The sequence below is a fragment of the Limoniibacter endophyticus genome (assembly GCF_014652835.1).
GTDB lineage: Bacteria > Pseudomonadota > Alphaproteobacteria > Rhizobiales > Rhizobiaceae > Limoniibacter > Limoniibacter endophyticus.
The window spans coordinates 386,300-413,070 of sequence record NZ_BMZO01000002.1; the positions used below are offsets into that span (position 1 = coordinate 386,300).

The following is a 26,771-nucleotide window of genomic DNA, read 5'->3' on the forward strand; positions in this document are numbered from 1 at the left end:
TGGCGTGTCACCGGCCATCGCGTGAGACGTGAGGCAGGCTTGGATGAATGCCAATGACAGGCTCGAAATGCGGCGCGCACCGGACGGTACATATTTCGCGTCGACGACGAAATACGCTTTACACACAGCGCTGCAGCCAATTTTCCTGGTCGAGGAGGAAAAACTGGTCTGCGTTGCCTATGAGGCGTTGGTGCGCGCCTCTGATCCCACGCAAATGGCCAGCGAAACATTTTTCGAAAATTTGCCGCGTCACGAACGCCATGTCGTCGAACGGGTAACGCGCGAAATTCATCTTCGTAATGCAGCTGCCTATCTCGGGCACGGGAAGGGCATTTTCATCAATTTCAATCCGGCTCTGTTTAATTTGCCGAACATTGAAACAAGTTTGATCGAAGACCTTCAGGAATTGGCAACCACGGCGGAAGTTTTAGCAGGGAATGTTGTTTGCGAGATAACGGAACAGAAAGTTTCCGCGCCAAAGATGCTCACAGGCATTGTCACCGCCATGAGGCAGGCGGGCTTCGCCATCGCCGTTGATGATTTTGGCGCGGACCAGTCCGACCTGGAACGCGTCAGGATCGTCGATCCGGATGTGGTGAAGTTCGATGGAGCATGGGTTCAGGCTCGTATGTCGTCTCCGGAAGGAAGGCGGCACCTGACTGGACAGGTGACAGCCTTCCGTGAGGACGGGAGGCTGGTTCTGCTCGAGGGTATCGAACAGAACTGGCAGATCGAAGCTGCGGCAGAGGCAGGTGCCCAATTGTTGCAGGGATTTGGACTGGCACGACCGCAAGTGGTGCCCGCCCAATTCCCCGGCAGCATCGGATACAAGAATAAATTCAAGGCGGTCGCAAAAAGAACCGTCGAAACAGGTGAGGCAAAGACAATAAAATGGAACATAAGGCCACGCTCTCAGAGCGGGTGAACGAGGCCATATTTGTCGACGAAATCGGTCTTCGATACTCCCGTTACAACGACGTCGTTCTGAAGACGTCGTTCCTGCCAATCTTCGAACGTCGAGCCGACCTGCTCGTGCCGATCGGTGTAGAGGGGCTCGCTGCTCCCTTCATCAAGGGCGATCAGATCAAGACGGAAGATTTCTTCAAATCCATCCCGAAAGAGGATGCGCTTTTCATAGAGACGGTTCTCGCACGTCTTCATCTAGAGAATTTCCGCAATCTCTATTCGCCGGAACTCAGCCTCTATCTCAACTATGATCCGAGCGTTGAAGATCTAGAGTTTGAGACACTGGCGGTCTTGGGGCAGGGGCTGCAACAGACGGAAATAGGTGCGCTACCCTCTTCAATGGTCGTGGAAATCACCGGTGCACGGTCTATGGGCGACGGATATCTGAAAAGCGTCCAGGAGCGCTTGCGGACCATGGGTATAGGTCTTGCCATCGACGACTTCGGCGCGCGCCATGCCACGGCTGATCGTGTGGCGCTGCTGCGTCCCGATGTCGTTAAGATCGACGGCGACTGGTTTCGCGAGGTCATCAAGCGCGATGAAACCGTACGATTGTTTGCGCCCACGGTGGAATCCTTCCGAGCACTTGGCGCGCATGTTCTGGTCGAAAGCGTGGAGACGCCGGACGAACTGGCAGCAGCCCTTGAGGCAGGCGTCGATTACATCCAGGGACACGTTCTTGAGCCGGCAGCTCTTGCAGGGAGTGTTTATCCATACGAATCCAGCTCAATCGCCGAGATGCTCTCCAGAGCGGGCGCGTCGGAAGAGGTTGTTGCCCGATTCGCCGTCAGGCGCTGAGATCAACTTCCATTTCAAGATGAAACAACAAAATGTTCGAGAATGTGGCGGGAGCGCCACATTCTCGCCCATCGCCGTTGATTAATGAACCAAACCCACGCTATCACCTGCCTGATTTACAGGTGCAAGTGCCTGTTTTGCGTTGTTTGGAAGCTGGTTAGCCGGCCCTTGAGATGGAAGGACGAAACCCATGACCATGTCGAGCCGCATCTCCGTCGCAACAGCACGGGCAATGTGACATGATCTTTGCGCAACGATCCTTCGTCTTCAGCTCTCTCGCGCTCACTCTTCTCGTCACCGGCTGCCAGACCAGCAGCGACAATCTGAAGGCCGGTGTTACAGCTTCCGACAAGAAAGTCGCTGTTGAAACCGCCACGGCCGCGGATGGTTCCCAGGTCGCCATGGCCTCCACAGCGGAATCAATTGCTTTACCCGAGGTCGCGATGGTGCCTTATCCGCGCCCGGACGGTACAGCACTGGCTTCAACGCAAGCCATTGCTGGAAATGCCTATGCCTCGCCAACACAGCAGGCGAATGCTGCCCTGGCAGCGGTTGCAGCGGCGACGCCGACCGAAAACGCGTTGAGCGCAGCACCAGCAGCTGGCACTGTTGCGCCGCGCAGCCCCGAACTGGATTCGCTTATCAGTAAATATGCTTCACTCTACCAGATTCCTGAAACGCTGCTGCGTCGCGTCGTTCATCGCGAAAGCCGTTTCGATCCAGGCGCGCGAAACGGCCCCTATTGGGGCTTGATGCAGATACGCCACGACACGGCGAAGGGTATGGGCTACCAGGGCGACGCAAAGGGGTTGCTCGACGCTGAAACCAACCTGCGTTATGCGGGCAAATATCTCCGCGGTGCTTATATTACGGCGGAAGGCAATCCCGATCAGGCAGTCAAGTTTTATAGCCGCGGCTATTACTATGACGCGAAACGCAAAGGCTTGCTCAAGATTACCGGATTGCGCTGAGACTTTTCTGTTCTAGCCGTTATAAATACGTCATGCGAGGCACCGTTTGGTGCCTTCTTTGTTGCAACCACGTCCCTTGGACGCCTGCCAAGGCAGCTTCATGAGCATACCGATCTACGTCATCAATCTTAAAGGTTCGACGGCTCGATGGGAGGCGGTCAGCGCCAGTGCAGCCAGTGTCGGTGCTTCATTGAAGCGAGTTGAAGCGGTGGACGGCCGGCAACTCCTTCAGGAGCATTGGCGTGACTTCGACGGCCAGCACTTTCTTCGCTGGCACGGACGCACGCCGCTCGGTTCGGAATATGGCTGCTACATGAGCCACTTGAAAGCGCTGGAGCAGATCGTCGCGAATCGTGATCCATTCGCGGTCATTCTCGAGGACGATGCGCGTTTCGAACCCGATTTCGCCGAACGTGTAGAGGCGATCGTCTCGATTGGTCCGCAGATCGGGATCGTCAAGTTCTTCAATCATCGCATGCGCGGTTTCGTGCCTAAGCTACGCACGGCGAGGGGCGACAGGCTCGGACGCTGCCTGCACGGGCCGCTGGGTTCGGCGCTTGGTTACCTTGTTACCTGCGAGACTGCGTCGAAACTGCTGAGTGGGCTAAGACCGATGCAATTGCCCTACGACATCGCGCTTGGGCGCTACTGGATCTATCAAGTGCCGTTTCATACAACGGAATTCCCTTTGGTTACGCCTGATCGGACGGGGACGGAGACCACGATTGGAACGCGGGAGGTTTATCGAAAGACCAAGCTTCCGAAGTTCAAAAGGCTGGGTGCGTTGAAATTCCGTGCCTGTGACTATATTCGCGGAGTTTGGGGCGCGTTGCGTAGGCGTTGATGCGGGCGGTTATGGAAACGGCCTGACGTGAAAAAGCCGGCCATGGAGGCCGGCATTTTCATTTTGCATTTCGCTGCGGATCAGAAATATTCCTGTAACGAGCGAACTTCGAGCGAGCCGGCTTTGAGAGCGGCAATCGCATCGACGGCAGCGCCAGCTCCGGCCATAGTCGTGTAATAGGGAACCTTCTGCATCAGCGTGGCACGGCGCAGCGACTTGGAATCCGACACTGCTTTCTGACCGTCCGTCGTGTTGAAGACGAGCTGGACCTGACGGTTGCGGATCGCGTCCTCGACATGCGGGCGGCCTTCCAGAACCTTGTTGATCTTCTGCGCATTGATGCCGTTGTCGGCGAGAAAGCGCTGCGTTCCGCCTGTGGCGATGACGCCGAAGCCAAGATCGGCGAGCTTGCGCACGGCTTCCAGCACCAGCGGCTTGTCCTCATCCCGGACCGAAACGAAGACGTTACCTTCGCGCGGCAATTCGACGCCGGCGCCGAGCTGCGATTTGGCAAAAGCCAGTGCGTAGTCGCGGTCGAGGCCCATGACTTCGCCGGTCGAACGCATCTCCGGGCCGAGCAGGGTGTCGACGCCGGGGAAACGGGCAAACGGGAAGACCGCTTCTTTGACGGCGATGTGGCCGAGATCGCTGATATCGGGCTTGGTGCCGTAATGTGCGAAGGCCTCGTCGAGGGTCTCGCCAGCCATGATGCGCGAGGCGATCTTGGCGATCGGGCGACCGACCGTCTTGGCAACGAAAGGAACGGTGCGAGAAGCACGCGGATTGACTTCCAGAACGTAGATCGTTCCGTCCTTGATGGCGTATTGTACATTCATCAGGCCGCCGACGTTGAGCGCTTTGGCAAGCGCTGCGGTCTGCCGCTCCAGTTCCTCGACCATCTCCTTCGGGAGCGAATGGACCGGAAGCGAGCAAGCGCTGTCGCCTGAATGGATACCGGCTTCCTCGATATGCTCCATGATGCCGGAGACGTACACGTCCTTGCCGTCGCAGAGACAGTCGACGTCTACTTCGATCGCTCCAGAGAGGTAGGTGTCGAATAGCAGCGGGTTCTTGCCAAGCAACGTGTTGATCTGGCCGGTCTTGTCATTCGGGTAGCGCTGCTTGATATCTTCCGGCACCAGACCGGGAACAGTATCGAGCAGGTAGCTTTGCAGCATCGATTCCGAATGGATGATCTGCATGGCGCGGCCACCCAGAACATAAGACGGACGTACGACCAGCGGGAAACCGAGTTCTCCGGCAACGAGACGCGCCTGCTCCACCGAATAGGCGATGCCATTCTTCGGCTGGGTCAGATCGAGCTTCAGAAGCAGCTTCTGGAAGCGGTCGCGATCTTCGGCGAGGTCGATTGCGTCCGGAGAAGTGCCGAGGATCGGAATGCCGTTCTTTTCGAGTGCTTCGGCAAGCTTCAGCGGGGTCTGGCCACCAAACTGGACGATGACGCCGTGCAGTTCGCCATTCGACTGTTCTGCGCGCAGGATCTCGATGACATCCTCAGCGGTCAGCGGCTCGAAATAAAGGCGGTCGGAAGTATCGTAGTCGGTCGAGACGGTTTCCGGATTGCAATTGATCATGATGGCTTCGTAACCTGCATCGCGCAGGGCGAAGGCCGCATGGCAGCAGCAATAATCGAACTCGATGCCCTGACCGATACGGTTCGGGCCGCCGCCCAGAATGACGACCTTCTTACGATCCGAGATTTGCGCTTCGGAGCGAGTCTGGCCGGCGAGCGGCTTCTCGTAGGTCGAGTACATATAGGCGGTCGGCGAGGCAAACTCGGCAGCGCAGGTGTCTATGCGCTTGTAGACCGGGCGGACGTCCAGGCCATTGCGCAGCTCCGCGACTTCCTTGGGGCGCTTGCCGGAAAGGGTTGCAAGGCGGGCGTCGGAAAAGCCCATCGCCTTGAGCATGCGCAGATTTTCAGCATCTTCGGGCAGACCGTGCGCACGTACACGCTCTTCCAGCTGGATGATCTTCTCGATCTGTTTGAGAAACCAGGGATCGATCTTGCACATCTGGTGTACGTCTTCGACCGGCGTACCCATGCGGATGGCCTGGGCAACCATACGCAGACGGTCGGGCGTCGGTGTGCCGAGTGCAGCGCGAATGGCGTTCTTGTCGCTGCTTTCCTCCTGCGATGCGAGGCCGGGAATTTCGATCTCATCAAGACCGGTGAGGCCGGTTTCGAGACCGCGCAGAGCCTTCTGCAGGCTTTCCGGGAAGGTGCGGCCGATGGCCATGACTTCGCCGACGGATTTCATCGCAGTGGTGAGCACGGGCGAAGCGCCAGGAAATTTTTCGAAGGCGAAACGCGGGATCTTGGTCACAACATAGTCGATAGAGGGTTCGAACGAAGCAGGCGTTGCGCCGCCGGTAATATCGTTGTCGAGTTCATCGAGCGTATAGCCAACTGCAAGCTTTGCCGCGATTTTTGCAATCGGAAAACCCGTGGCCTTGGAGGCAAGTGCGGAAGAGCGCGAAACACGCGGGTTCATTTCGATGACGACAAGGCGACCCGTGTCTGGGTTGACGGCGAACTGGACATTCGAACCGCCGGTCTCCACGCCAATCTCGCGTAGAACCGCGATCGAGGCGTTGCGCATGATCTGATATTCCTTGTCGGTCAGCGTGAGAGCTGGCGCGACGGTGATGGAATCGCCCGTATGAACGCCCATCGGGTCAATGTTTTCGATCGAGCAGATGATGATGCAATTGTCCGCGCGGTCGCGAACAACTTCCATCTCATACTCCTTCCAGCCAAGGACTGATTCTTCGATCAACACTTCCGTGGTTGGAGAGGCGTCGAGGCCCGAGGCGATAATCTCGAAGAACTCCTCGCGATTGTAGGCGATGCCGCCACCGGTGCCGCCCATGGTGAAGGACGGGCGAATGATGGCCGGGAGGCCAACTTCGTCGAGCGCGCGCGCAGCCTGCGCCATCGCATGCGCGACATAGCGCTGCTTGCGATCGCTCTCGCCGAGGTTCCACTTGGTCTCCAGGGCGTCAAGTTCCGCGTCAGGAGCGCCCGAGGCCTTCAGTTCGGCGCGTTCGGCCTCATGCTTCTTGCGATCGGCGTCCTTTACTTCCGTCGCATTGGCCAGCATCGATTTCGGTGTTTCGAGGCCGATCTTGGCCATGGCTTCGCGGAAGAGGGCGCGATCTTCTGCCTTGTCGATAGCTTCGGCATTGGCACCGATCATCTGCACATTGTAACGATCGAGCACGCCCATGCGGCGCAGCGACAGGGCCGTGTTGAGCGCCGTCTGCCCACCCATCGTGGGCAGGAGCGCATCTGGCCGTTCCTTTGCAATGATCTTGGCAACGACTTCCGGCGTGATCGGTTCGATGTAAGTCGCGTCGGCCAGTTCCGGATCGGTCATGATCGTCGCCGGGTTCGAGTTGACCAGAATGACGCGGTAACCTTCTTCCTTCAGCGCCTTACAAGCTTGGGTGCCCGAATAGTCGAACTCGCAAGCCTGCCCGATAACGATAGGCCCGGCACCGATGATGAGAATGGATTTGAGGTCATCGCGTCTGGGCATGGGTCTATCCGTTCGTTCTTGCGCAAACAGCGGCCAAGGTGTGCTGCACCGGGCCGTTGGCGGGAAGAGTCAATTGTGAGGCTAGGTGGGCCTTATAGGCAATGTGAGGGGCGTATGAAAGCCCTAATGTCGCGTTTTGCACGATTGTAGCGATGCGTCTTCGCCGGTCGCTCGGGAAAGCGAAGACGAACCGGTCAAATTTGGAAGAAAACCTACATCGTAAGTAAATCCGTGAAGGATATTGACGGACGCGATCGTCTTTTTCAATGGATCTGATTTTATGAAGATTTTTCCCCGGGGTGCGCTGGATATTCAAGGATGTATCGCTCAAGAGCCTCAAAGAAATGCGGCTCGGGGCGCCTCTGGAGAGAACGCTGCGATATACTCGCTGATTTACGCTTATGCGGCAATGAGCTTTCTTATTTCGTATGAGATCGGACTTACACCTCTCTACGATATGCTATCCTTCATCTATAGCATCCTGCTCTACACCGGGATCATGTTTCCGCTCGGCCTCGCGGTGGCAGTCACTGGACGGAAGCTGTTTTCCCTCGGAGATCGATTTTCGATCTCGCGTGTCCTCTTGGCACGAGGCGCACGCAATATTTTCCGGTCGCTCCCCCTTTGGATTTCCTATGCCATCTTCATGGGGGCGTTCGTTGGCATAAAGAAAGCGCTACCCTTTCTGCATGACGAGCAATTCCCGTTTGATCGGTGGCTCGCCGACGTCGACCGCTTCCTGTTCGGCATCGATCCATGGGAACTGGCGCACGCATTATTGCCTGCGTCCATATTCTTGAATGCGCTTGAGCTGAACTATTACTTCGTCTGGTTCGCAACGATGTTCGCGTGCATATTCTATTTCGGATCGTCTGCTACGCCGAGGGACCTGCGGCAGCGCTTCTATCTCGTCTCGTGCGTTACCTGGATCATATGCGGGAATTTTCTTGCCGGCCTGCTCCTTTCGGCAGGGCCGATCTTTTACGGGGAGGTGACGGGGGATAATGCGCGCTTTGCCGAGATGCTGGGGCTTGTCGCGGGCGAGGCGGGCGGATATTCCACGCTGGCAATCAAGAATTACCTGTGGGACCTGCATGTCTCTGGCGCATCGGGGCTGGGCAATGGAATTTCCGCCTTTCCAAGTCTTCACGTCGGAATATCGACCGTGAACTGGCTTTTCATCCGCGAGGTGTTTCCCCGCCTGGGCATAATCGTCGGGATCAACGTCCTGGTGATATGGTTCAGCTCCGTCTATCTCGGCTGGCATTATGCAATAGATGGAATTGTATCGATCGGCTTTGCGTTGGCCATATACTGGTTCGCGCGGTATTTTTCCGCCCGCCATGTGCGATATGCTGGCAAAGAGGTCTAGTCCGTCTGGTCCAACGGGCATGTCGCTGGGGAATGGACAATTTCATAGGCTGAGCCTATGAACCCGTCAGCCGTTCACGAAATCGAGAGGATGGCGCGGAGTTTTTCATGAGCGACACGACCATCCAGCAACCACGCGTGGTAGAAGTGACCACCTATTCGGTGATTTTCGCCGTCAGCTTCTGCCACATGCTCAACGACATCATGCAGTCGTTAATTGCAGCGATCTATCCGATGCTGAAAACCGACTATAATCTCGATTTCTGGCAGATCGGTCTCTTGACGCTTGCGTTCCAGATCACCGCTTCTCTTTTGCAGCCGGTCGTCGGCATCGTCACCGACAAGCGCCCCATGGCCTATTCACTGCCCGTCGGCATGGGCGCAACCTTCCTTGGTTTGCTGCTGCTTGCCAACGCGCATTCGTATGGCGTCCTTGTCGTCGGTGCATCGATGGTCGGTATTGGCTCGGCGATCTTCCATCCGGAATCTTCGCGGGTCGCGCGCATGGCTTCCGGCGGGCGTTATGGCTTCGCGCAGTCCGTGTTTCAGGTGGGCGGCAATTTCGGGCAAGCGATCGGGCCACTCCTGGCAGCATTTATCGTTGTGCCGAACGGACAGGGCAGTGTCGCCTGGTTTTCGGTCATGGCGTTCCTCGGCATGCTGATCCTGACCTGGATCGCGCGGTGGTACAAGCGCACCAGCATCGCTGCCCGCGCCAAGAAGAAGGTCGCGCCTGCTGTCAGCCTGCCACGCAACACTGTTGTGACGGCGCTGATCATTCTGGCCATCCTGACCTTCTCGAAGAACATCTACATGGCCAGCATCACCAGCTATTACACGTTCTATACGATCGAGCGTTTTGGCGTGGACGTGCAGCAGAGCCAGATCCTTCTGTTCCTGTTCCTCGGTGCGGCGGCGGCCGGTACGCTGCTTGGCGGGCCGATCGGCGACCGCTTTGGCTCGAAGGTAGTGATCTGGTTTTCAATTCTCGGTGTGTTGCCCTTCACGCTGGCCATGCCTTACGCGAATCTTCAGGTGACGATCCTATTATCGATCATCGTCGGCTTCATCATAGCTTCGTCTTTCCCGGCCATCATCGTCTTTGCGCAGGAGCTTGTACCGGGGCGCGTGGGCATGATCGCCGGCATCTTCTTCGGTTTTGCGTTCGGCATGGGTGGCATCGCTGCCGCCGTACTCGGTGTGTTGGCAGACGAGTACGGCATCGAGTTCGTTTACGCGATCTGCGCCTTCCTGCCCGCGCTTGGCCTGCTGACTATTTTCCTACCCAGCAACAAGGCTTTGCAGGCAAGTTAAGAATACAAATATACTGTGACTTGCGCCGCCTGATCGGATAGCATCAAGCTGATCAGGCGGCTTTTTTTGTGCCGCGAGTTTGCGGATGGATGGGGTCACGATGCAGTGGAAAGGCCGTAGGCAAAGCACCAATGTCAAGGATGTACGCGGTTCCGGCGGAGGCGGCAACTTCGGGCGCGGGCCGCAGTTTCGCATTCCTATGGGCGGTGGCGGCGGGCCGCGCCGAGCAGGTGCTGGCGGGATATCCGGTATCGTCATTCTGGTGATCCTGTTCTTTGCGCTGCGTGCATGCGGCATCGATCCCATGGCTATTCTTGCCGGCGACCCGGCTTTCGTTCCGGGTGGTCAGCAGCAGACCCAAACACAGGGCAATCAGCAGGGTAGGCCTGCAAATGACGAGGCGTCACAGTTCGTTTCCACCGTTCTGGCCGAAACCGAAGATGTCTGGAACGGCATTTTCCAGTCCCTTGGCCAGACCTATCGGGAACCGACGCTGGTTATTTTCTCCGGTCAGGTGCAGTCGGCCTGCGGCTATGCTTCGGCGGCCTCCGGACCGTTCTATTGCCCCGGCGATCAGCAGGTCTATATTGATCTATCCTTCTATGACCAGATGGAGCGGCAACTCGGCGCTGGCGGCGATTTTGCACAAGCCTATGTCGTTGCGCACGAGGTCGGCCATCACGTGCAGAACCTGATCGGCATCCTGCCGCAGTTCAACCAAGCGCGCCGCAACATGGGCGAAGCGCAGGCCAACGAGATGTCGGTGCGTGTAGAATTGCAGGCCGATTGCTTCGCGGGCGTCTGGGCCTATTACACCGAGCGCAAGGGCCTGCTCGATCCGGGCGATGTCGAAGAGGCGCTGAATGCCGCGCACCAGATCGGCGATGACACGATCCAGCGGCGGACGCAGGGCTATGTCGTGCCGGAAAGCTTTAGCCACGGCACTTCGGAGCAACGCATGCGCTGGTTCAATGCGGGTATGCAGGGCGGGCGTATTGATGCCTGCGACACGTTCAATAATCCGATCTGACTGGAAGCGGAGTGGAAAGGCAGGAGGCCTTTGCTCCTCCTGCCTCGGTTCTCATCAGAGGCCTTCAGTCAGGCGCACGGCGCAAGATCATGCCTCCATGGTAGAGAACGTCATCAATGAAATCGCCGTCCGCAGTAAAGCCGGTATCGTCCCAATATTCGATATGATCGCCGGTGATCTCGTAACGTCCTCGATAGGCGCTCTCACGCGTACCGCGGGCCTCGTCATAGCGCCCGTTCGGCAGCAATTCGTGTCGAACATAGCCGTCTTCCGTAACCCATAGCCCCACATATGGGTGAGGGTGGTTTTTCGTTGTCTGGTCGCTTGCCATCGTCGTGCTCGAAATTGTTACGAAAATAACGCTCGTGAAGAAGTAGAGAAGCGTGCGCATCAGTGCATCGCCCGTGTGGGACGCACGACGATCTCGCTGACATCGACGTCGTCGGGTTGCTCGAGCGCATAGCGTACAGCTCTTCCGATTGCATCTGGTTGAAGTGCGATGGCGCGGTAACTCGTCATTGCCTCGGCGGCAACGGGATCGGTAATAGTGCTGGCCAACTCGCTCTCCACGACGCCAGGATGAATGCAGGTGACGCGAATATCCTGATTTTCCTGCCGCAATCCATCCGAAATGGCGCGCACTGCATATTTAGTAGCGCAGTAGACGGCAGCGGTCGGAGAGACGCTCAACGCGCCGATGGAGGCGATGTTGACGATGTGGCCCGAGCCTCGGGCGATCATTTCCGGCAGAACGGCGGCAATGCCATGGAGCACGCCGTTGATATTGACATTGATCATGCGATGCCATTCATCGACCTTCAGCGACGCCATCAATGAAAGCGGCATAATGCCCGCATTATTGATGATGACGTCAATGCGCCCGAAGATATTGCGCGCAGCCTCGGCAAACGCGATGACATCGTCGGGATCGACTACGTCAAGCTTCCGGAATTCGACAGTGCCGCCGGCGGCTCGGATTTCCGTGGCGAGTATATCCAAGCGGTCCGTGCGGCGCGCGCCCAGCATGAGGGTACAGCCGGCCTTTGCGAGTTCGCGGGCAATCCCCGAACCAATGCCGCTGGAGGCACCGGTGATGAGAACGACTTTATCGAGAGGCATGTTTTCTTCCTTCTGTTGGCTTGAACAGAAGGTAAAGCCACGGCATTATTTCGATAAGATGCCTAGTTCTTTATAGAGAGGTAAGGAAAACTAACCAATGTCTCCGGATCTGAATGCGCTTTCCGTTTTCGTTCTCGTGGCGGAGCTTCGAAGCTTCCGTGGCACTGCGGAGCGTCTCGGCGTAACGCGTCCTGCGGTCAGCCAGTCAATACAGCGGCTGGAAGAGACGCTTGGTCTGGCATTGGTTCGGCGGACGACGCGCAGCGTCAGTCTGACGGAAGAAGGACAGAGGCTCTATGACGACGTCGCTCCGGCTGTTGCGGATCTAAGGGCGGCGATTTCCTCGGCCGGCGAATTGCGGGCCCACCCCAGGGGGCAGTTGCGCCTTGCCGTTTCTTCGATCGCGGAAACATTTCTGTCAGGAAAATTACTGGCGGAGTTCGGCAGGGCAAATGCGGACGTGCAAATCGATGTAACCGTTACCGATGAGGAATTCGACATTGTCGCGGAAGGTTACGACGCTGGCGTCCGGCTCGGAGAAGTCATTGCACAGGACATGATTGCGGTGCCCGTTTCCCCGCAACAGCGACAGGTGGCGGTGTGCACACCGGCCTATCTTGCGACGTATGGCACGCCGCAGCACCCGCGGGAACTGGCCAAACATCGCTGTATCGGCTGGCGTCCCGCACCGCTTGCAGCACCCTATCGATGGGAATTTGAAGAGAATGGAAGGGAATTCGCTGTTTCGGTTGAACCGGAGTATACGACAAACGATATGGCGCTGATGGTCAAGCTCGCCCTCGCAGATGCCGGCATCGCATTCGGTATGGAGGAAACCTTCCGGCCCAATCTCCAGAACGGACAGCTCGTGCCATTGTTGGGCAAATACTGCCCGAGGTTCTCAGGCTTCTATCTTTACTATCCCAACCGCCGCAACCTCGCGCCGAAGATGCGAGCGCTGCTTGATCATATCAGGCGGGCAAGGCTGACGGCGGAAAAGAATATCCCGCCGCTCGGGTGACGCGGCGGGGACAGGAACGGCTAAATCAAGCGTGCTCGGGGAGGGCTTCTTCTCCCTTGCGCTCGCGGATCAGATTGATGAAGCGACGGAAAAGATAGTGTGAGTCCTGCGGACCGGGCGAAGCTTCCGGGTGATGCTGCACCGAGAAGACAGGGGCTCCGGTGAGTGCGATGCCGCAATTCGTGTTGTCAAACAATGAGATGTGCGTTTCTTCAACGCCAGTCGGAAGCGAGGCCGAATCCACGGCAAACCCGTGGTTCATCGAGACGATCTCGACCTTGCCGGTCGTGTGATCCTTGACCGGATGATTGGCGCCGTGGTGACCTTGGTGCATCTTCATGGTCTTCGCGCCGAGCGCGAGCGCCAGCATCTGGTGTCCGAGGCAGATGCCGAAAAGCGGAATTTTCCTGGCGATCAGTTCCTTGATGACAGGCACGGCATATTCACCGGTAGCTTCCGGATCGCCGGGTCCATTGGAAAGAAACACGCCATCGGGATTGAGGGCCAGGATGTCTTCGGCAGAGGTCTTGGCCGGTACGATGGTGATCTTGGCTCCCAGGCCGGCGATGAGACGCAGAATGTTGCGCTTGACACCATAATCAATGGCGACGACATGCATCAACGGTTCGTCCTGCTGGGCATAGCCTTCATTCCACACCCACGGCTTTTCGGTCCAGGACATGGACTGGCCGGAGGTTACTTCCTTGGCAAGATCCAAACCGACGAGGCCGGACCAGGCTTTTGCCTTTGTCTTCAACGCTTCAACGTCGAACTTGCCGTCCGGAGCGTGAGCAATGACGGCGTTCGGTGCACCCTTTTCGCGGATGAGCGCAGTCAGCGCACGGGTGTCGATGCCGGTCAGGGCGATGACCCCGCGACGTTTCAGCCAGCTGTCGAGATCATTTGCTGCACGATAGTTAGACGGATCGGTGACTTCGGCGCGAAATACGGCCCCGACGGCCCCCGCGCGATTTGCCGGATGTAAATCCTCGAGGTCTTCGCCATTTGCTCCGACATTGCCGATATGTGGAAAGGTGAAGGTGACGATCTGGCCCGCATAGGATGGATCGGTCAGAATTTCCTGATAGCCAGTGAGCGCGGTGTTGAAACAGACTTCCGCGACGGCTTCGCCGGTTGCGCCGAGGCCCTTGCCTTCGATGACCGTGCCATCTGCGAGAACGAGAAGGGCGGTCGGCTTTTCGACTGTCCAGGGGCTGACGTTGGCCATGACGGCTCTCCAAATCGCTATTTGCGAGCTAACGGTCAGCGCCCTTGCATTTATCCGGCTTAAGGGCCATATGGCGCGACACGACACGGGTGTCCCGTAAGCGGAAACCCGTGCAAGGCTCGAATTGGTTGTGCAAGCCCGACACATAGGCCAAGCTATCCAACGGGTCAAGAACACGACCGCCTGTCTCTGTAAAAATTAACGGATGCCAGAAACGATTAGCCGGACGGGATCGTTTTCTTTTCGAGTTCTGGTAACAATGGGCGGCTTGAGCTTAGGAGCATAAAAATGCGCGAGCAGATTGCAGCAGCTTTGAACACCGCTATGCGGGCAAAGGATAAAGAACGGACGGCAACGCTGCGTCTCATCAACGCGGCCATTCAGGATCGCGACATTGCCAATCGCGGCGCTGGCAAGGATCCGGTAAGCACCGAGGATATTATGCTCATCCTTGCCAAGATGGTAAAGCAGCGCGAGGAGTCGGCCAAGGCCTTTGAGGATGGCGGACGCCTTGAGCTTGCAGAGCAGGAACGCAAGGAGATTGCGGTCATTCGCGAATTCATGCCGAAACAGATGGGCGAGGAAGATATGCGCAATGTCTGTTCGAAGGTCATCGCGGAAACCGGGGCTGGCGGCCTGCGCGACATGGGCAAGTGCATGAACGCGTTGAAGGAGCGCTACCCGGGACAGATGGATTTCTCCAAGGCCAGTGGTGTGGTGAAATCGCTTCTTAATTGACAGGCAGCCTGCTTGTCGCACAGTAAACAATGACCGCTCGGAAACCTTCGAGCGGTCATTTAACTGAGAGACGCATCATTGCTGACGGAGTGAAGACCCTCGGTCACCGGATGAATGCGGAAATAGTGGGAGGCTCTCTGTCCTTCTTGCGTCAGAGAGTAGGAAAGGTCCTTCCAACGCCGATCCATTTCGGATTTCACAAGTCCCCGCATCATCAGCGTGTCGATCGTGAACTGATCAACACCGGGAATATGCCGCACAGGTACGATACAGGCGCTCATGTGCATGATGGCGTAGATTTCCTCTGCGCTCAGTGTGTGAAACCCGTTAGCATGGCCTGCCATGACAGACTTCCCTGTATATTGGAACCGTGAGCACCCGGGCAACGCAACCGAGGTATCATGCTGACCCAGCTCGATCAGCCAAGAATGCCAGTCAGCCTTGCCCGCGCTCTGTTGACACGGCTCTTAACAGTGCCGATCGCACAGCCCCTTTTTTGGGCCGCGCTTTCATAACTCATGTCGTCAAAGACGATATCGGACAGAGCATCACGATAATGTCGGGGCAAATCGTCCATCGCAGTCAAAACTTCCGACTGAGCAAGCGACCATTCCTGAGCGGGTGCGGTGGTGGCGGTGATTCCGACATCCCCGTCGAGAAGACATAGCTGACGCTTCTCTACTCGATAACGGTTGTAGAACGTGTTTCGCATGATGGTGAAGAGCCAGGACTTCAGACGCGTTCCCGGCGTAAAGGTCTGAAGGCTCGCCATGGCCTTCAAAAGCGTATCCTGAACCAGATCCTCCACGTCATTCGGGTTAGCGTAAAAACGCCGGGCGAAGTGATGCATCGCCGGCATAAGCTCAATTATTTCTCTTTTAACAGGGTCGTATGCGGAATCCATCGGACAAGCCTTCATATAGGAGAGCTCACCGCCCGACTGGTCGTGCAGGCCGAAGAGCTACCACTGAGCTGATTCACGTATGTAAAGGCAATGGGGAGCGATCTTGATCGTTCCGGTACGGTAACGCACGGAAGCAGCGGGATGCCAAACCTCAGGCGTAGCAGGTTCCCAACAGCGGGCCGATCAATCGTCCGAACTCCCTCTCCGGAGCGCCGTAGGCATCACCTACGAATTCCTCCAGTCCGGCTCGATCCCGGATGATGATCAGGCCGCGTTCGTTGCGGATCATCCTTTTTCCTTCAAGAACGTGAACAGCCGTCGTGACGCTTGGCCGCCGCACACTTAACAATGAAGAAATAAACTCATGCGTAAGCGGAATTTCGTCGCCGTCCAGGCGGTCGTGGCACATTAGCAGCCATCGGGCCAGACGAACGTCAACTTGCGAATTGATATTGCACAAGGCTGTGTAGGCAATTTGCGATGCGAGCGTCTGAAGATAACGTGCCAGAACATTGGCGAAGCAGGAATATTGGGTGATCGCGCTGCGCAGCGCGCCCGCTGGAATACGAAAGCCATCGCCGTCTATCTGCATGAGTATGTCGTGCGGGCTGACTGTTCCGCCCACGCCTGCGGCGGTCGGGGCGAAGCCATCGCGTCCCAGTATGCCTGTTTCAGCACGTTTGGTGTTCGCAGAGACGGTAACCACCGACGCGACGCCGCTCGACAGGAAATAGACGTAATCTATGTCATGCCCCGCAGACGCTATGACAAATCCCCGCGGAAGATGCACATATTCGAGCTCTTCCTTTATTAGGGAAATCTCATTTGATGGCAAAAACGCAAGGAGTCGGTTCCTGAATGAGCGTTGGGATATGTCCTGCATGGGTCTCGCTGATAACGGCGGATTCTCAGACGATCGGCTTCGAAGGCATAGGCCCGTCCGACGGTTGATCCTCTATAGCACCCTGTTTTTGCGAGAGATTTTGGGTACGCTAGCAGACATTGGAGTGTGGCTTTTCACGCTTTCCAGGAACGCTTGTTCTGCGCGTCGAAATAGATTGAGAGATGAAACGTGTTGTCGACAACTGCAAATATCTCGAGGAGTTCTTGTGGCTCACGGAGGACATCTTGGCATGACTTGAAAAGTCTCCCATTGGACGGCTTATCAATATGGCGTCTTTTCCGTTCACACGCTTTTGTGCGTAAGCGACGAAAAAATGTTTCGTAGCTGCTGTCAGGGCGCTGGACATGGCGCCTCCTTCCCTTCAAGGAGGCAGAACGCCCCGGCGAAGGCAAAGTTTTCGAGCAATGCGCGAGACGTCCGGACGGATTGGAGCGCGCTGTCGGCAAGCAAGTATGATGGAACTCATATGTGCGCCCTCTGTTCGCTGCCTTGATCTCAAAAGTAATCCGTCGCCGGGCGCGATGCAGCTGAAGATGAATCGCCGGGACAAGTAATGTGCAAAGCCTAAAATACATTTCTCAATATGAGGGTAAGCACCTTCTGGTAGTCGGGAACGAAAATTTTGTCGTTCGCGAGACGGAGCGTGCGCTGCATGATCTCAAGGTCGGCGGCTTACGCCAAACCTTGTCCCTGCCGCCGGATCTCCACAAGATCGACGGAGCAATTCTCGATGCTTCGCTTCCAGCAGCGCAATTGTTTGAAATCGCAACCAGGCTCGACGAGCACGGCGTTCCCTATGTCTTTGCGTTGAACGCAGTGCCCTCTCAAAGCGATTTCAGTGGCTTCGTATTCGCTGCGGAAAGTGGCAACCTGGACCGAATCGCGCAGAGCCTTTTCGCCTCTGCCGGTTAGAGTGGTCTGGAGTTGAGGGGATTAGTTTCCAACGATTCCAGAATAGACCGCGATCAGAAGATAAAGACAAAAACCGACGGCAACGAAGGCAGCCAGGAAGATAACCAGGCCTTTTCCAGCCGTGGCGCGGCGCTTGGCCTCACTTATGGATGTTACCGATTGATCCAGGCCGGGTTCATTTTGCGGATCCGTTGGCACGAGCAAGCTCCACTATTTTGCCGATACTCATCAAAACGTTCGCAGCACATTAGTTCCCATCGGACTTTCCGGGAAACTTCCTGCTCGGGCTGGTGTTGGAAGCCAGACGAAAATGGAGGCACCGATGAAAGCACTGACCTGGCATGGAAAAGGCGACATACGCTGTGAGATGGTTGATGATCCCGTAATCGAGCAGGATGACGACGTGATCATAAAGGTTTGTGCCTGCGCCATATGTGGATCGGACCTGCATCTGATGGACGGCTACATGCCTACCATGCAAAGTGGCGATGTTCTGGGCCACGAATCCATGGGAGAGGTGGTCGAGGTTGGGAAGGGACACTCGAAGTTCAAGGTCGGCGATCGCGTCGTCGTTCCCTTCAATCTGGCGTGCGGCCAATGCTATTTCTGCCAGCGTCAACTCTATTCACTCTGCGACCGCTCGAACCGGAACGCGGAGGTTGCCATCAAGGCGATGGGACATTCGCCTTCAGGGCTGCTTGGCTATTCGCATATGCTCGGCGGGTATGCCGGCGGACAAGCGGAGTATCTGCGCGTGCCTTATGCTAGCGTCGGTCCTATCGCGGTTCCCGACTATCTGACGGACGAGCAGGCGCTGTTTCTGTCGGACATCTTTCCGACAGGCTTCATGGCAGCTGAAAATGCGAACATTGAATCAGGTGATACCGTCGCTATCTGGGGGTGCGGGCCGGTAGGGCAGTTTGCAATTCAGAGTGCATGGATGTTGGGCGCTGGACGCGTCATTGCCATTGACGGTGTCCCGGAGAGATTGGAAATGGCGCGCAGCCATGGCCGTGCTGAGATACTCGATTTCGGGGAAGTCGATATTTACGAAGCATTGATGGAAATGACGGATGGCCGCGGACCAGACAGTTGCATCGATTGCGTTGGCACAGAAGCGGCTTCTGGAGCTTCCGTGGATTCCGCTCTCGACAAGGTAAAAGCGGCGCTCTTCATGGGAACGGATCGTCCTCATGTCTTGCGCCAGGCGATCATGTGCTGCCGCAAGGGCGGGACGATCTCGGTGCCGGGCGTTTATGTAGGGCTTCTCGATCACGTGCCTTTCGGAGCCGCAATGAACAAGGGATTGACCTTTCGAATGGGCCAGACGCATACGCATCGCTATCTGGAACCATTGATGAGGCGGGTCGTCGAAGGCGAAATCGATCCGACATTCGTCATCACGCACCGGGCGGATCTGGAGCAGGGGCCTGAGCTCTACAAGAAGTTCCGGGACAAGCAAGATGGGTGTGTCAAAGTGGTGATGAAGCCCTGGTAGCTTTGAAGGAGATGTCAGGCTCCGAGGGCTTTACCCGTCTGACATCTCGCCGGCTAGGTTCTGACGCGTTCTCTGACGGCTTCGAGAATATTCTCGATTTCCCGGTAGGCCGCGTTCTGAACAGCTATTGCCTCGACATTCACCGCGCCCGGATCCTCCTGATGATCGGGCGCATCGAGCAATTGCTCTATCTTGCTCAGGATCGCGCTTTCCTGCCCCCGTTCAACCTCGGCTTCCAAGAGGGCGAGGACTATGTCGCGTAGCGCGTTCAGACGTCCCTCGAGTTTCAGATTGTCTTCGCGCGGCATCCTGCTTCTCCCGATTTCACACATGTCGCATTCAACTGCTTGAGGGGAAAAGGTTGCAGAACGTCCAAGTGCCTTTTGTACGCCTGCGTACACAGAAGGTGCGGCCACCTACACTTCGGGAACGGGCGCTCTTCCAAATCCGTTTGGTGGTCACCCAAGGCATCCCAGAAGGAGACGGAAATGGCTAAGGAAAAGACGCTTGATGATCTCTTCCTCGACACGCTCAAAGATATCTACTACGCCGAGCGCAAGATATTGAAGGCACTGCCCAAGATGGCGCGAGCAGCAGAGGAGCCAAAGCTCAAGGCTGCCTTCGAGAAGCATCGGGACCAAACGGAAGGGCATATTGAACGGCTGCAACAGGTATTCGAGCTCATGGGCAAGGCTGCTCGGGGCAAGACCTGCGACGCGATTGAAGGCATCATCTCCGAAGGCGAAGAAATCATGGAAGAGTTCAAAGGCACGGCAGCCCTCGACGCCGGTCTTATTTCGTCCGCCCAAGCCGTAGAGCACTACGAAATCACCCGTTACGGCACGCTCAAGCGGTGGGCTGAAACGCTTGGGATGAACGACGCCGCCAAGCTTCTTGCACAAACCCTTGCCGAGGAATCCAAGACCGACGAAGACCTGACAATGCTGGCCGACAAGGCTGCCAATGCGAAGGCCAAAGCCGCCTAGAGCAAGTAAGCTCGGAAGTTCTCAAGGGCGTGTGGTTATCGAGGTGACCAGCGCCCTTTCCATTTGCATCGAGTGTGATCCCCCCGGAGGGGCAGGGCGACTGTGAATAGCGGATATAAGCCGCATGATTTCGTAAATAGCGGTCGCTCCTTGCGCCTCGGCGCTGTAATGTGCGCTCGAAAGAGAGCAAGAATGCGTTTTCCTCCCGCTTTTCTCGATGAGATACGCGACCGGGTGCCAATATCGGCAGTCGTGGGTTCGCGTGTGTCCTGGGACAAACGCAAGACCAACTCTTCGCGTGGCGATTATTGGGCCTGTTGCCCGTTCCATGGCGAGAAGTCGCCCAGCTTTCACTGCGAAGATCGCAAGGGCCGTTATCACTGCTTTGGCTGCGGAGTGTCGGGCGATCATTTTCGATTCCTGACAGAGCTCGATGGCATGTCATTTCCCGAGGCGGTTGAAAGAGTGGCCGACATGGCCGGCATTGCCATGCCTCAACCCGATCCTGAAATGGAAAAGCGTGAGCGGCACCGCGCCAGCCTGCATGACGTGATGGAGATGGCGACGCAGTTCTTCCAGGAGAAGCTGCAATCGTCCGATGGCGCCAAGGCGCGCGCCTATCTGCGGGAACGCGGTCTGACGCCTGCAACGCAGCAGGCTTTCCGGCTGGGCTTCATCCCTGAGGGACGCAATGCACTGAAGGAATTTCTCGCCTCCAAGGGCGTGGAAAAGGAACAGATCGAGGCGTGCGGCCTTGTTCGTCACGGCCCGGACATTGCTGTGTCCTACGACTGGTTCCGCGACCGCATCATGTTCCCGATCCCGGATTCGCGTGGACGCATCATCGCCTTTGGCGGCCGGGCGATGGCACAGGATGCTTTGGCGAAATACATGAATTCGCCGGACACGGAGCTCTTTCACAAGGGGCAGGTGCTTTACAATTTCGCTCGGGCACGAACGGCAGCGCAAAAAGTGGGCACGCTGATCGCGGTCGAGGGCTATATGGATGTGATCGCTCTGGCGCAGGCCGGTTTCGAGCATGCCGTAGCACCGCTCGGAACAGCGTTGACAGAAGACCAGCTTGGTCTTTTGTGGCGCGTGACGTCGGAGCCGATTTTGTGCTTTGATGGCGATCAGGCCGGCCAGCGCGCCGCATGGCGTGCTGCGGATCTGGCATTGCCGATGGTTGCGGCGGGTAAGACCGTGCGTTTTGCGATGCTGCCCGATGGAAAAGACCCAGACGATCTGGTGCGCGACGGCGGACCTAGCGCATTTCAGGACGTTCTGGCCGATGCGCGGCCACTTGCCGATATCTTGTGGATGCGCGAGACGCAGACGGCAACCTTCGATACACCGGAAAAACGCGCGGCTCTGGAAGGAAGGCTGCGCGAAATTACGAGCAAAATCCGCGACGAGGATGTGCGCAGGCATTATCAGCAGGAAATGCAGAACCGTGCCCGTGACTTCTTCGGAGCAAGTCAGCGGCAGGGCCAGTATAAGGCCAGAGGACAGGGTGGTTTCCAGCGCGGCGAGGGCTACCGGCGCAGCGGCGGGGCAGCAGCACCCGGCAGGCTAGCGGTTTCGGAGCGGTTGTCGCGCTCAACCATCGTCAGTCGTTCAAGCGGCATGTCGGTGCGCGAAGCGGTGATTACCGTATCGCTGATCAATCATCCACGCCTGATCGACATGGATTTCGACCGCGCCGAGCGCCTCGATCTGGCAGATGCCGATCTCAAGCGGCTGCATGGGTGCGTGATCGATGCATTGGCCCACGGTGTCGCGTTCGAGCGGGAGCCACTGATCGAAGCCATCGTGAATGCCGGACTGGACGATGTGTTGCAGAAGGCGATCCTGCTGGTGCGGCGTGCGCGCCTCTGGTTCGCGCTTGAGGATGCGGCATTCGAGGATGCAAAAACCGGCTTCGAGCAAGCGCTGAGCTTGCATCTGAGCCGGCGCACTCTACATAAGGAACTGAAAGCGGCCGAAATGGCCCTCGTCAGCGATTATACCGAGGAGAATTATCTCCACATGCTGGAAATCCAGTCACAGATTCGCGAGACGGAGGCAACGGAAGCGCTGATCGAAGGCTTCGGACTTCTTTCGGGCCGTGTAGGAAAGTGAACCTCGCCAAATGATTCGTTTTTTGAGGCGAATCACAGAAATGCGCTTGACCTTCGGCATATTTAGCGGAATCAGGACAGTTTCATGTCTGATTACGATATAGTTGCGAATTGAGGCGCATATTGGAACCAGTACACGGGGATAAGCCGGCACTGATGATCGTCACATTCGTGCCACGATTTGAAACACGGTTAATCGGGCTTTAACGTTGCACCGGTTAGTCCCCACCGCAGAGCAATGATCCCGACCGATTCGTCGGTTTCGAGGAACCCTCCGGCTGCTTGGAGAAGCGAAAGCATGGCAACTAAGGAAAAGGAAGAGGTCGAGAACGAACGCGAGGGCACAACTGATGGCCCGCTTCTCGACCTATCCGACAGCGCCGTAAAGCGCATGATCAAGGCCGCGAAGAAACGCGGTTACGTGACCATGGATGAGCTGAATGCCGTTCTGCCTTCGGAAGAAGTTACTTCCGAACAGATCGAGGACACCATGTCCATGCTCTCCGACATGGGTATCACGGTGGTCGAAGACGACGAGGCGGCCGAGGAGCAGGAGAGTTCCGACGACGCGGAGGAAGAATCCACCGAGCTTGCGGAAACGACCGGCACTGCCGTTGCAACGACGACGAAGAAAGAGCCGACCGATCGTACCGACGACCCGGTGCGCATGTATCTGCGCGAGATGGGGGCTGTCGAGCTTCTGTCGCGCGAAGGCGAAATCGCCATTGCCAAGCGTATCGAGGCCGGTCGCGAGACGATGATTGCCGGGCTATGCGAAAGCCCGCTGACCTTCCAGGCCATCATCATCTGGCGTGAAGACCTGAATGACGCGAAGATACTGTTGCGCGAGATCATCGATCTCGAAGCGACCTATGCAGGTCCCGAAGCCAAGCAGGCTCCGGTGATCGAGCGTACGGAAGAAGAAACGAAGCCGCAGGCCGACGACAAGCCACGCCGCCGCGGTCGTGACGAGGAAGACGATATCACCAATGTCGGCGGCGAAAGCGCCGTCGAGGAAGATGACGAGGACGAAGACGAGGCCAATCTGTCGCTTGCCGCGATGGAAGCCGAACTGCGTCCACAGGTGATGGCAACGCTGGACTTCATCGCCGACACCTACAAGAAGCTGCGCAAGCTGCAGGATCAGGATGTCGAGAACCAGCTCTCGGACGGCGATGCGCTGACCGCTAACGAGCAGGTGCGCCGCAAGGAGCTGAAGGACGAGCTGATCAAGGCAGTGAAGTCGCTGTCGCTGAACAATGCCCGTATCGAAGCACTGGTCGAGCAGCTCTACGATATCAACAAGCGCCTGATGCAGAACGAAGGCAAGCTGCTCCGCCTTTCGGAGAGCCATGGCGTGCGACGCGAAGAATTCCTGCGCGAATATCAGGGTTCGGAACTTGATCCGGACTGGCTGGCGCGCCTCGCTCAGGGCGGCAAGCCTAGCTGGACGAAGCTTGCCGAAAAGGACGCCAAGAAAGTTGCCGATCTGCGTTCGGAGATCCAGTATCTCGCAACCGAGACGGGTATTTCGATCGGCGAATTCCGCAAGATCGTCAATCAGGTGCAGAAGGGCGAGCGTGAAGCAACGATCGCCAAGAAGGAGATGGTCGAGGCAAATTTGCGTCTCGTGATCTCGATCGCCAAGAAATACACGAATCGTGGCTTGCAGTTCCTCGACCTGATCCAGGAAGGCAATATCGGCCTGATGAAGGCCGTCGACAAGTTCGAGTATCGTCGCGGCTACAAGTTCTCGACCTACGCGACCTGGTGGATCCGTCAGGCGATCACCCGTTCCATCGCCGACCAGGCGCGTACGATCCGTATCCCGGTGCACATGATCGAAACGATCAACAAGATCGTTCGTACCTCGCGCCAGATGCTGCACGAGATCGGCCGCGAGCCAACGCCGGAAGAACTGGCCGAGAAGCTCGCCATGCCACTCGAGAAGGTCAGGAAGGTCCTGAAGATCGCCAAGGAGCCGATCAGCCTTGAGACGCCGGTGGGTGACGAGGAGGATTCACACCTCGGCGATTTCATCGAGGACAAGAACGCGCTTCTGCCAATCGACGCTGCCATCCAGGCCAATCTGCGGGAAACAACGACCCGCGTTCTGGCTTCGCTCACGCCTCGCGAGGAGCGCGTGCTTCGTATGCGTTTCGGCATAGGCATGAACACCGATCACACGCTTGAAGAAGTAGGCCAGCAATTTTCGGTGACGCGTGAGCGTATCCGGCAGATCGAGGCGAAGGCACTGCGCAAGCTCAAGCATCCGAGCCGCTCCAGAAAGCTGCGCTCGTTCCTCGACAGCTGATCGCAAACGAATGGATAAGAAAACGCCCGGCCTTGTGTGCCGGGCGTTTTCGTTTGATATGTTGGAAAATCATGGAGAAAAGCATGTCATTCCTGAAAAGATTGTTCGGAGGCGGAGAAGCAAAGCCAGCGGCATTGAAAGAACATCGCGGCGACCCCGTGGAGTACAATGGCTTCACCATCATTCCGACGCCTTTCAACGAAGGCGGGCAGCATCAGGTATGCGCGCTCATTACCAAGGAAGTTAGTGGGGAGATGAAGAAGCATCGTCTGATCCGGGCGGACAAGTTTCCCTCGCTGGACGATGCGATTGCGGTGTCGACTCGCAAGGCTCAGCAGATGATCGACGAACAGGGTGAGAGCATCTTCCGCTAGTTCGGACTCGCCTCGGTATAAGCGTTTGCTTATTCATCGTCTTGTAACCTTGCGGCGTAGTACCATCTAATCCAGACACGGATTTGTGAACAAAGGTTACTGCATGTCGATGACAGGTAAGAAGGCGCTGATGATGGTCAATCCGCGTGCGCGCCGCGGAGATGGCTCGGTGGCTTCGGCGACGGGAATCCTGCGGCATGCGGGCATCGAGGCGATTGAGGCGAAGCCCGGACCGGACGAAACGCTTTCCGACTTGATCCGGCAAAACGCGAACAAGATCGACCTCGTCGTCATCGGTGGGGGCGATGGTTCGCTCAACGCCGCCGCCCAGGGGCTTGTCGATACGAAGTTGCCCTTCGGCGTCTTGCCGATGGGGACAGCCAATGACTTTGCCCGCACCATGGGCATGCAACCCGACATTGACGCAGCAGCTCGTATCATCGCGGCTGGCAAGACGCAGAAAATCGATCTCGGCGAAGCCAATGGTCACTATTTCTTCAATGTCGCGAGCATTGGTTTTAGCGCCGAGCTTGCCAAGGAGTTGACCGAGGACGCCAAGAAAAAATGGGGTGTGCTTGGCTACGGCCTCGTATCTGCGCGTCTTCTGGCAGGCTCGCGCCTGTTTACCGCAACGCTTGAGCATGACGGGACGGTAGAAAAATTCCGCACCATGCAGATCGCGGTTGGCAATGGCCGCCATTATGGTGGTGGCATGACGGTGCATGAAAGCGCAACTGCCGATGATGGCAAGCTCGATTTCTACAGCCTTGAAATCGACCACTGGTGGCGCTTGCTGGCGCTGCTTCCATCGCTACGGAAAGGTACTCAGGGAAAATGGGATGATGTGCGCGCTTTTGCGACCAAGGAGTTGACCCTGCGCACCAGCCGCCCGCGCGACGTTAATCTGGATGGCGATCTCAAAACGCAAACGCCCGTGACCTTCAAAGTGCACGAAAAGGTACTGGACGTGTTCGTAGCATAAGCTGTCAACCGCGGATGGTAGAAAGGCCCCAAGCGGGGCCTTTCAATCAGCAATATCAGGCAGCCGTCTGATATTCGAGAATTGGCATCGACAGATCTAGCTGAACGTCGCCTACGAGCGAATCCGTCACGGTCGCATCGGCTTTGGCTGCTGCTACGCCCTCTTCTAGGGTGATAAACGCCGTATTGTGCGAGCGGAACATGTGGAGGAGCGTGGCAAAAATACCCTTCTTGTCCCCGAAGTTCATCTGATGTGCGGCGGAGCAGGTCTGAATACCCATGTTTTCTGTACCTTTATCGGTTGTTTCTGATTGAGTGGGAGCGACTGGGGAAGGTTCTTCAGTGGAGGAAGTGTCGTCGTCTCTTTTGAGACCATCCAAAAACGACTGGACACCTTCCTTGATCCATGAGGGCAAGAACGAGGCGTCTTCATCGGCGTCAGCTGCCGCTGCCTCGTCTGCGATACGCGTCTCTTCAGCGATGCGTGCAGCTTCTGCCTCGTCTGCGACACGCTGTGCTTCAGCGGCGGCAGCAGCTTCGTCTGCGACACGCTGTGCTTCAGCGGCGGCAGCAGCTTCGTCGGCAACACGCTGTGCTTCAGCGGCAGCAGCAGCTTCGTCGGCAACGCGCTTTTCTTCAGCGGCGGCAGCAGCTTCGTCAGCAACGCGCTTTTCTTCAGCGGCGGCAGCAGCTTCGTCGGCAACGCGCTGTGCTTCAGCGGCAGCAGCAGCTTCGTCAGCAACGCGCTTTTCTTCAGCGGCGGCAGCAGCTTCGTCGGCAACGCGCTGTGCTTCAGCGGCAGCAGCAGCTTCGTC

Annotated in this window: 25 protein-coding genes; 16 read left to right on the forward strand and 9 right to left on the reverse strand. The window is 57.1% G+C overall.

The window, feature by feature from the left end; genetic code table 11:
- The first annotated feature begins 43 nt into the window (after positions 1 to 43).
- The 4 genes from IE151_RS04450 (at position 44) to IE151_RS04465 (ending at position 3,579) form a co-directional block, all read left to right on the forward strand.
- The gene (locus IE151_RS04450) at positions 44 to 925 is read left to right on the forward strand and encodes an EAL domain-containing protein (protein WP_189488264.1); all 882 of its coding nucleotides are present in this window, start codon (positions 44 to 46) and stop codon (positions 923 to 925) included.
- Positions 892 to 1,764 carry an EAL domain-containing protein gene (locus IE151_RS04455; protein WP_189488265.1) on the forward strand — a complete coding sequence of 291 codons (873 nt, stop codon included), beginning with the start codon at positions 892 to 894 and terminating at the stop codon, positions 1,762 to 1,764. Before IE151_RS04450 ends, IE151_RS04455 begins: the two co-directional genes overlap by 34 nt.
- Before the next feature lie 239 nt (positions 1,765 to 2,003).
- The gene (locus IE151_RS04460) at positions 2,004 to 2,735 is read left to right on the forward strand and encodes a lytic transglycosylase domain-containing protein (RefSeq protein ID WP_244636602.1); all 732 of its coding nucleotides are present in this window, start codon (positions 2,004 to 2,006) and stop codon (positions 2,733 to 2,735) included.
- A 100-nt stretch (positions 2,736 to 2,835) separates the two neighbouring features.
- Entirely contained in the window at positions 2,836 to 3,579 is a 744-nt protein-coding gene (locus IE151_RS04465) for a glycosyltransferase family 25 protein (protein WP_189488266.1), read from the forward strand.
- Between the two features lie 80 nt (positions 3,580 to 3,659).
- Here the strand turns inward: IE151_RS04465 and carB are convergent, their stop codons facing one another.
- Positions 3,660 to 7,142, reverse strand: a complete 3,483-nt coding sequence (carB, locus tag IE151_RS04470; protein WP_189488271.1) for a carbamoyl-phosphate synthase large subunit — start codon at positions 7,140 to 7,142, stop codon at positions 3,660 to 3,662.
- 409 nt (positions 7,143 to 7,551) lie between these two features.
- Here carB and IE151_RS04475 point away from each other — a divergent pair, with 409 nt between their 5' ends.
- The 3 genes from IE151_RS04475 to ypfJ all read left to right on the forward strand — a co-directional run bounded on the left by IE151_RS04475 (position 7,552) and on the right by ypfJ (position 10,857).
- Positions 7,552 to 8,514, forward strand: a complete 963-nt coding sequence (locus IE151_RS04475; RefSeq protein WP_189488273.1) for a phosphatase PAP2 family protein — start codon at positions 7,552 to 7,554, stop codon at positions 8,512 to 8,514.
- A gap of 107 nt (positions 8,515 to 8,621) precedes the next feature.
- A complete protein-coding gene (locus IE151_RS04480; protein WP_189488275.1) occupies positions 8,622 to 9,827 on the forward strand; it encodes an MFS transporter in 1,206 nt (401 codons plus the stop codon).
- 100 nt (positions 9,828 to 9,927) lie between these two features.
- A complete protein-coding gene (ypfJ, locus tag IE151_RS04485; RefSeq protein WP_189488277.1) occupies positions 9,928 to 10,857 on the forward strand; it encodes a KPN_02809 family neutral zinc metallopeptidase in 930 nt (309 codons plus the stop codon).
- A gap of 64 nt (positions 10,858 to 10,921) precedes the next feature.
- Here the strand turns inward: ypfJ and IE151_RS04490 are convergent, their stop codons facing one another.
- On the reverse strand, positions 10,922 to 11,248 hold the full coding sequence (locus tag IE151_RS04490) for an Atu4866 domain-containing protein (protein ID WP_189488279.1): 327 nt from the start codon (positions 11,246 to 11,248) through the stop codon (positions 10,922 to 10,924).
- The gene (locus IE151_RS04495; RefSeq protein ID WP_189488281.1) at positions 11,248 to 11,976 is read right to left on the reverse strand and encodes an SDR family oxidoreductase; all 729 of its coding nucleotides are present in this window, start codon (positions 11,974 to 11,976) and stop codon (positions 11,248 to 11,250) included. Before IE151_RS04495 ends, IE151_RS04490 begins: the two co-directional genes overlap by 1 nt.
- 97 nt (positions 11,977 to 12,073) lie before the next feature.
- On the opposite strand from IE151_RS04495, the gene IE151_RS04500 reads away from it, so the two are divergent.
- Positions 12,074 to 12,997, forward strand: coding sequence for a LysR family transcriptional regulator (locus tag IE151_RS04500; protein WP_189488283.1), 924 nt, complete (start codon positions 12,074 to 12,076; stop codon positions 12,995 to 12,997).
- Positions 12,998 to 13,022: 25 nt separating this feature from the next.
- Here IE151_RS04500 and carA read toward each other — a convergent pair whose 3' ends face one another.
- Positions 13,023 to 14,225: a glutamine-hydrolyzing carbamoyl-phosphate synthase small subunit gene (gene carA, locus IE151_RS04505; RefSeq protein ID WP_189488292.1), complete on the reverse strand. Its 1,203-nt coding sequence runs from the start codon at positions 14,223 to 14,225 to the stop codon at positions 13,023 to 13,025.
- A gap of 288 nt (positions 14,226 to 14,513) precedes the next feature.
- Between carA and IE151_RS04510 the strand changes: the two genes are divergently transcribed.
- Complete coding sequence (locus tag IE151_RS04510; protein ID WP_189488294.1) at positions 14,514 to 14,963, forward strand: GatB/YqeY domain-containing protein; 450 nt, start codon at positions 14,514 to 14,516, stop codon at positions 14,961 to 14,963.
- A gap of 59 nt (positions 14,964 to 15,022) precedes the next feature.
- Here the strand turns inward: IE151_RS04510 and IE151_RS04515 are convergent, their stop codons facing one another.
- The 3 genes from IE151_RS04515 to IE151_RS04525 all read right to left on the reverse strand — a co-directional run bounded on the left by IE151_RS04515 (position 15,023) and on the right by IE151_RS04525 (position 16,750).
- Positions 15,023 to 15,307: a hypothetical protein gene (locus IE151_RS04515; protein WP_189488296.1), complete on the reverse strand. Its 285-nt coding sequence runs from the start codon at positions 15,305 to 15,307 to the stop codon at positions 15,023 to 15,025.
- Positions 15,308 to 15,381: 74 nt separating this feature from the next.
- Entirely contained in the window at positions 15,382 to 15,867 is a 486-nt protein-coding gene (locus tag IE151_RS04520) for a sigma-70 family RNA polymerase sigma factor (RefSeq protein ID WP_189488298.1), read from the reverse strand.
- A gap of 151 nt (positions 15,868 to 16,018) precedes the next feature.
- On the reverse strand, positions 16,019 to 16,750 hold the full coding sequence (locus IE151_RS04525) for a Crp/Fnr family transcriptional regulator (RefSeq protein ID WP_189488300.1): 732 nt from the start codon (positions 16,748 to 16,750) through the stop codon (positions 16,019 to 16,021).
- 576 nt (positions 16,751 to 17,326) lie between these two features.
- On the opposite strand from IE151_RS04525, the gene IE151_RS04530 reads away from it, so the two are divergent.
- Positions 17,327 to 17,683, forward strand: coding sequence for a hypothetical protein (locus tag IE151_RS04530; RefSeq protein WP_189488302.1), 357 nt, complete (start codon positions 17,327 to 17,329; stop codon positions 17,681 to 17,683).
- A gap of 322 nt (positions 17,684 to 18,005) precedes the next feature.
- Complete coding sequence (locus tag IE151_RS04535) at positions 18,006 to 19,181, forward strand: zinc-dependent alcohol dehydrogenase (protein ID WP_189488304.1); 1,176 nt, start codon at positions 18,006 to 18,008, stop codon at positions 19,179 to 19,181.
- Positions 19,182 to 19,234: 53 nt separating this feature from the next.
- On the opposite strand, the gene IE151_RS04540 is transcribed toward IE151_RS04535, so the two are convergent.
- Positions 19,235 to 19,489 carry a hypothetical protein gene (locus IE151_RS04540; RefSeq protein WP_189488306.1) on the reverse strand — a complete coding sequence of 85 codons (255 nt, stop codon included), beginning with the start codon at positions 19,487 to 19,489 and terminating at the stop codon, positions 19,235 to 19,237.
- Between the two features lie 180 nt (positions 19,490 to 19,669).
- On the opposite strand from IE151_RS04540, the gene IE151_RS04545 reads away from it, so the two are divergent.
- The 5 genes from IE151_RS04545 (at position 19,670) to IE151_RS04565 (ending at position 25,957) form a co-directional block, all read left to right on the forward strand.
- Complete coding sequence (locus tag IE151_RS04545; protein WP_189488308.1) at positions 19,670 to 20,167, forward strand: YciE/YciF ferroxidase family protein; 498 nt, start codon at positions 19,670 to 19,672, stop codon at positions 20,165 to 20,167.
- A gap of 192 nt (positions 20,168 to 20,359) precedes the next feature.
- Positions 20,360 to 22,288: a DNA primase gene (dnaG, locus tag IE151_RS04550; RefSeq protein ID WP_189488310.1), complete on the forward strand. Its 1,929-nt coding sequence runs from the start codon at positions 20,360 to 20,362 to the stop codon at positions 22,286 to 22,288.
- A gap of 297 nt (positions 22,289 to 22,585) precedes the next feature.
- Positions 22,586 to 24,601, forward strand: coding sequence for an RNA polymerase sigma factor RpoD (gene rpoD, locus IE151_RS04555; protein ID WP_189488312.1), 2,016 nt, complete (start codon positions 22,586 to 22,588; stop codon positions 24,599 to 24,601).
- Positions 24,602 to 24,684: 83 nt separating this feature from the next.
- A complete protein-coding gene (locus IE151_RS04560; RefSeq protein WP_189488314.1) occupies positions 24,685 to 24,975 on the forward strand; it encodes an HlyU family transcriptional regulator in 291 nt (96 codons plus the stop codon).
- Positions 24,976 to 25,084: 109 nt separating this feature from the next.
- Entirely contained in the window at positions 25,085 to 25,957 is an 873-nt protein-coding gene (locus IE151_RS04565; RefSeq protein WP_189488384.1) for a lipid kinase, read from the forward strand.
- A gap of 55 nt (positions 25,958 to 26,012) precedes the next feature.
- On the opposite strand, the gene IE151_RS04570 is transcribed toward IE151_RS04565, so the two are convergent.
- On the reverse strand, positions 26,013 to 26,771 hold a 759-nt coding region (locus IE151_RS04570), incomplete at its 5' end, for a hypothetical protein (RefSeq protein WP_210310856.1).

Coding starts and splice junctions, on each gene's coding strand:
- IE151_RS04450 (WP_189488264.1), top strand. CDS start 44: ATGAATGCCAATGACAGGCTCGAAATGCGGCGCGCACCGGACGGTACA.
- IE151_RS04455 (WP_189488265.1), top strand. CDS start 892: ATGGAACATAAGGCCACGCTCTCAGAGCGGGTGAACGAGGCCATATTT.
- IE151_RS04460 (WP_244636602.1), top strand. CDS start 2,004: ATGATCTTTGCGCAACGATCCTTCGTCTTCAGCTCTCTCGCGCTCACT.
- IE151_RS04465 (WP_189488266.1), top strand. CDS start 2,836: ATGAGCATACCGATCTACGTCATCAATCTTAAAGGTTCGACGGCTCGA.
- carB (WP_189488271.1), bottom strand. CDS start 7,142: ATGCCCAGACGCGATGACCTCAAATCCATTCTCATCATCGGTGCCGGG.
- IE151_RS04475 (WP_189488273.1), top strand. CDS start 7,552: ATGAGCTTTCTTATTTCGTATGAGATCGGACTTACACCTCTCTACGAT.
- IE151_RS04480 (WP_189488275.1), top strand. CDS start 8,622: ATGAGCGACACGACCATCCAGCAACCACGCGTGGTAGAAGTGACCACC.
- ypfJ (WP_189488277.1), top strand. CDS start 9,928: ATGCAGTGGAAAGGCCGTAGGCAAAGCACCAATGTCAAGGATGTACGC.
- IE151_RS04490 (WP_189488279.1), bottom strand. CDS start 11,248: ATGCGCACGCTTCTCTACTTCTTCACGAGCGTTATTTTCGTAACAATT.
- IE151_RS04495 (WP_189488281.1), bottom strand. CDS start 11,976: ATGCCTCTCGATAAAGTCGTTCTCATCACCGGTGCCTCCAGCGGCATT.
- IE151_RS04500 (WP_189488283.1), top strand. CDS start 12,074: ATGTCTCCGGATCTGAATGCGCTTTCCGTTTTCGTTCTCGTGGCGGAG.
- carA (WP_189488292.1), bottom strand. CDS start 14,225: ATGGCCAACGTCAGCCCCTGGACAGTCGAAAAGCCGACCGCCCTTCTC.
- IE151_RS04510 (WP_189488294.1), top strand. CDS start 14,514: ATGCGCGAGCAGATTGCAGCAGCTTTGAACACCGCTATGCGGGCAAAG.
- IE151_RS04515 (WP_189488296.1), bottom strand. CDS start 15,307: ATGGCAGGCCATGCTAACGGGTTTCACACACTGAGCGCAGAGGAAATC.
- IE151_RS04520 (WP_189488298.1), bottom strand. CDS start 15,867: ATGGATTCCGCATACGACCCTGTTAAAAGAGAAATAATTGAGCTTATG.
- IE151_RS04525 (WP_189488300.1), bottom strand. CDS start 16,750: ATGCAGGACATATCCCAACGCTCATTCAGGAACCGACTCCTTGCGTTT.
- IE151_RS04535 (WP_189488304.1), top strand. CDS start 18,006: ATGAAAGCACTGACCTGGCATGGAAAAGGCGACATACGCTGTGAGATG.
- IE151_RS04540 (WP_189488306.1), bottom strand. CDS start 19,489: ATGCCGCGCGAAGACAATCTGAAACTCGAGGGACGTCTGAACGCGCTA.
- IE151_RS04545 (WP_189488308.1), top strand. CDS start 19,670: ATGGCTAAGGAAAAGACGCTTGATGATCTCTTCCTCGACACGCTCAAA.
- dnaG (WP_189488310.1), top strand. CDS start 20,360: ATGCGTTTTCCTCCCGCTTTTCTCGATGAGATACGCGACCGGGTGCCA.
- rpoD (WP_189488312.1), top strand. CDS start 22,586: ATGGCAACTAAGGAAAAGGAAGAGGTCGAGAACGAACGCGAGGGCACA.
- IE151_RS04560 (WP_189488314.1), top strand. CDS start 24,685: ATGTCATTCCTGAAAAGATTGTTCGGAGGCGGAGAAGCAAAGCCAGCG.
- IE151_RS04565 (WP_189488384.1), top strand. CDS start 25,085: ATGACAGGTAAGAAGGCGCTGATGATGGTCAATCCGCGTGCGCGCCGC.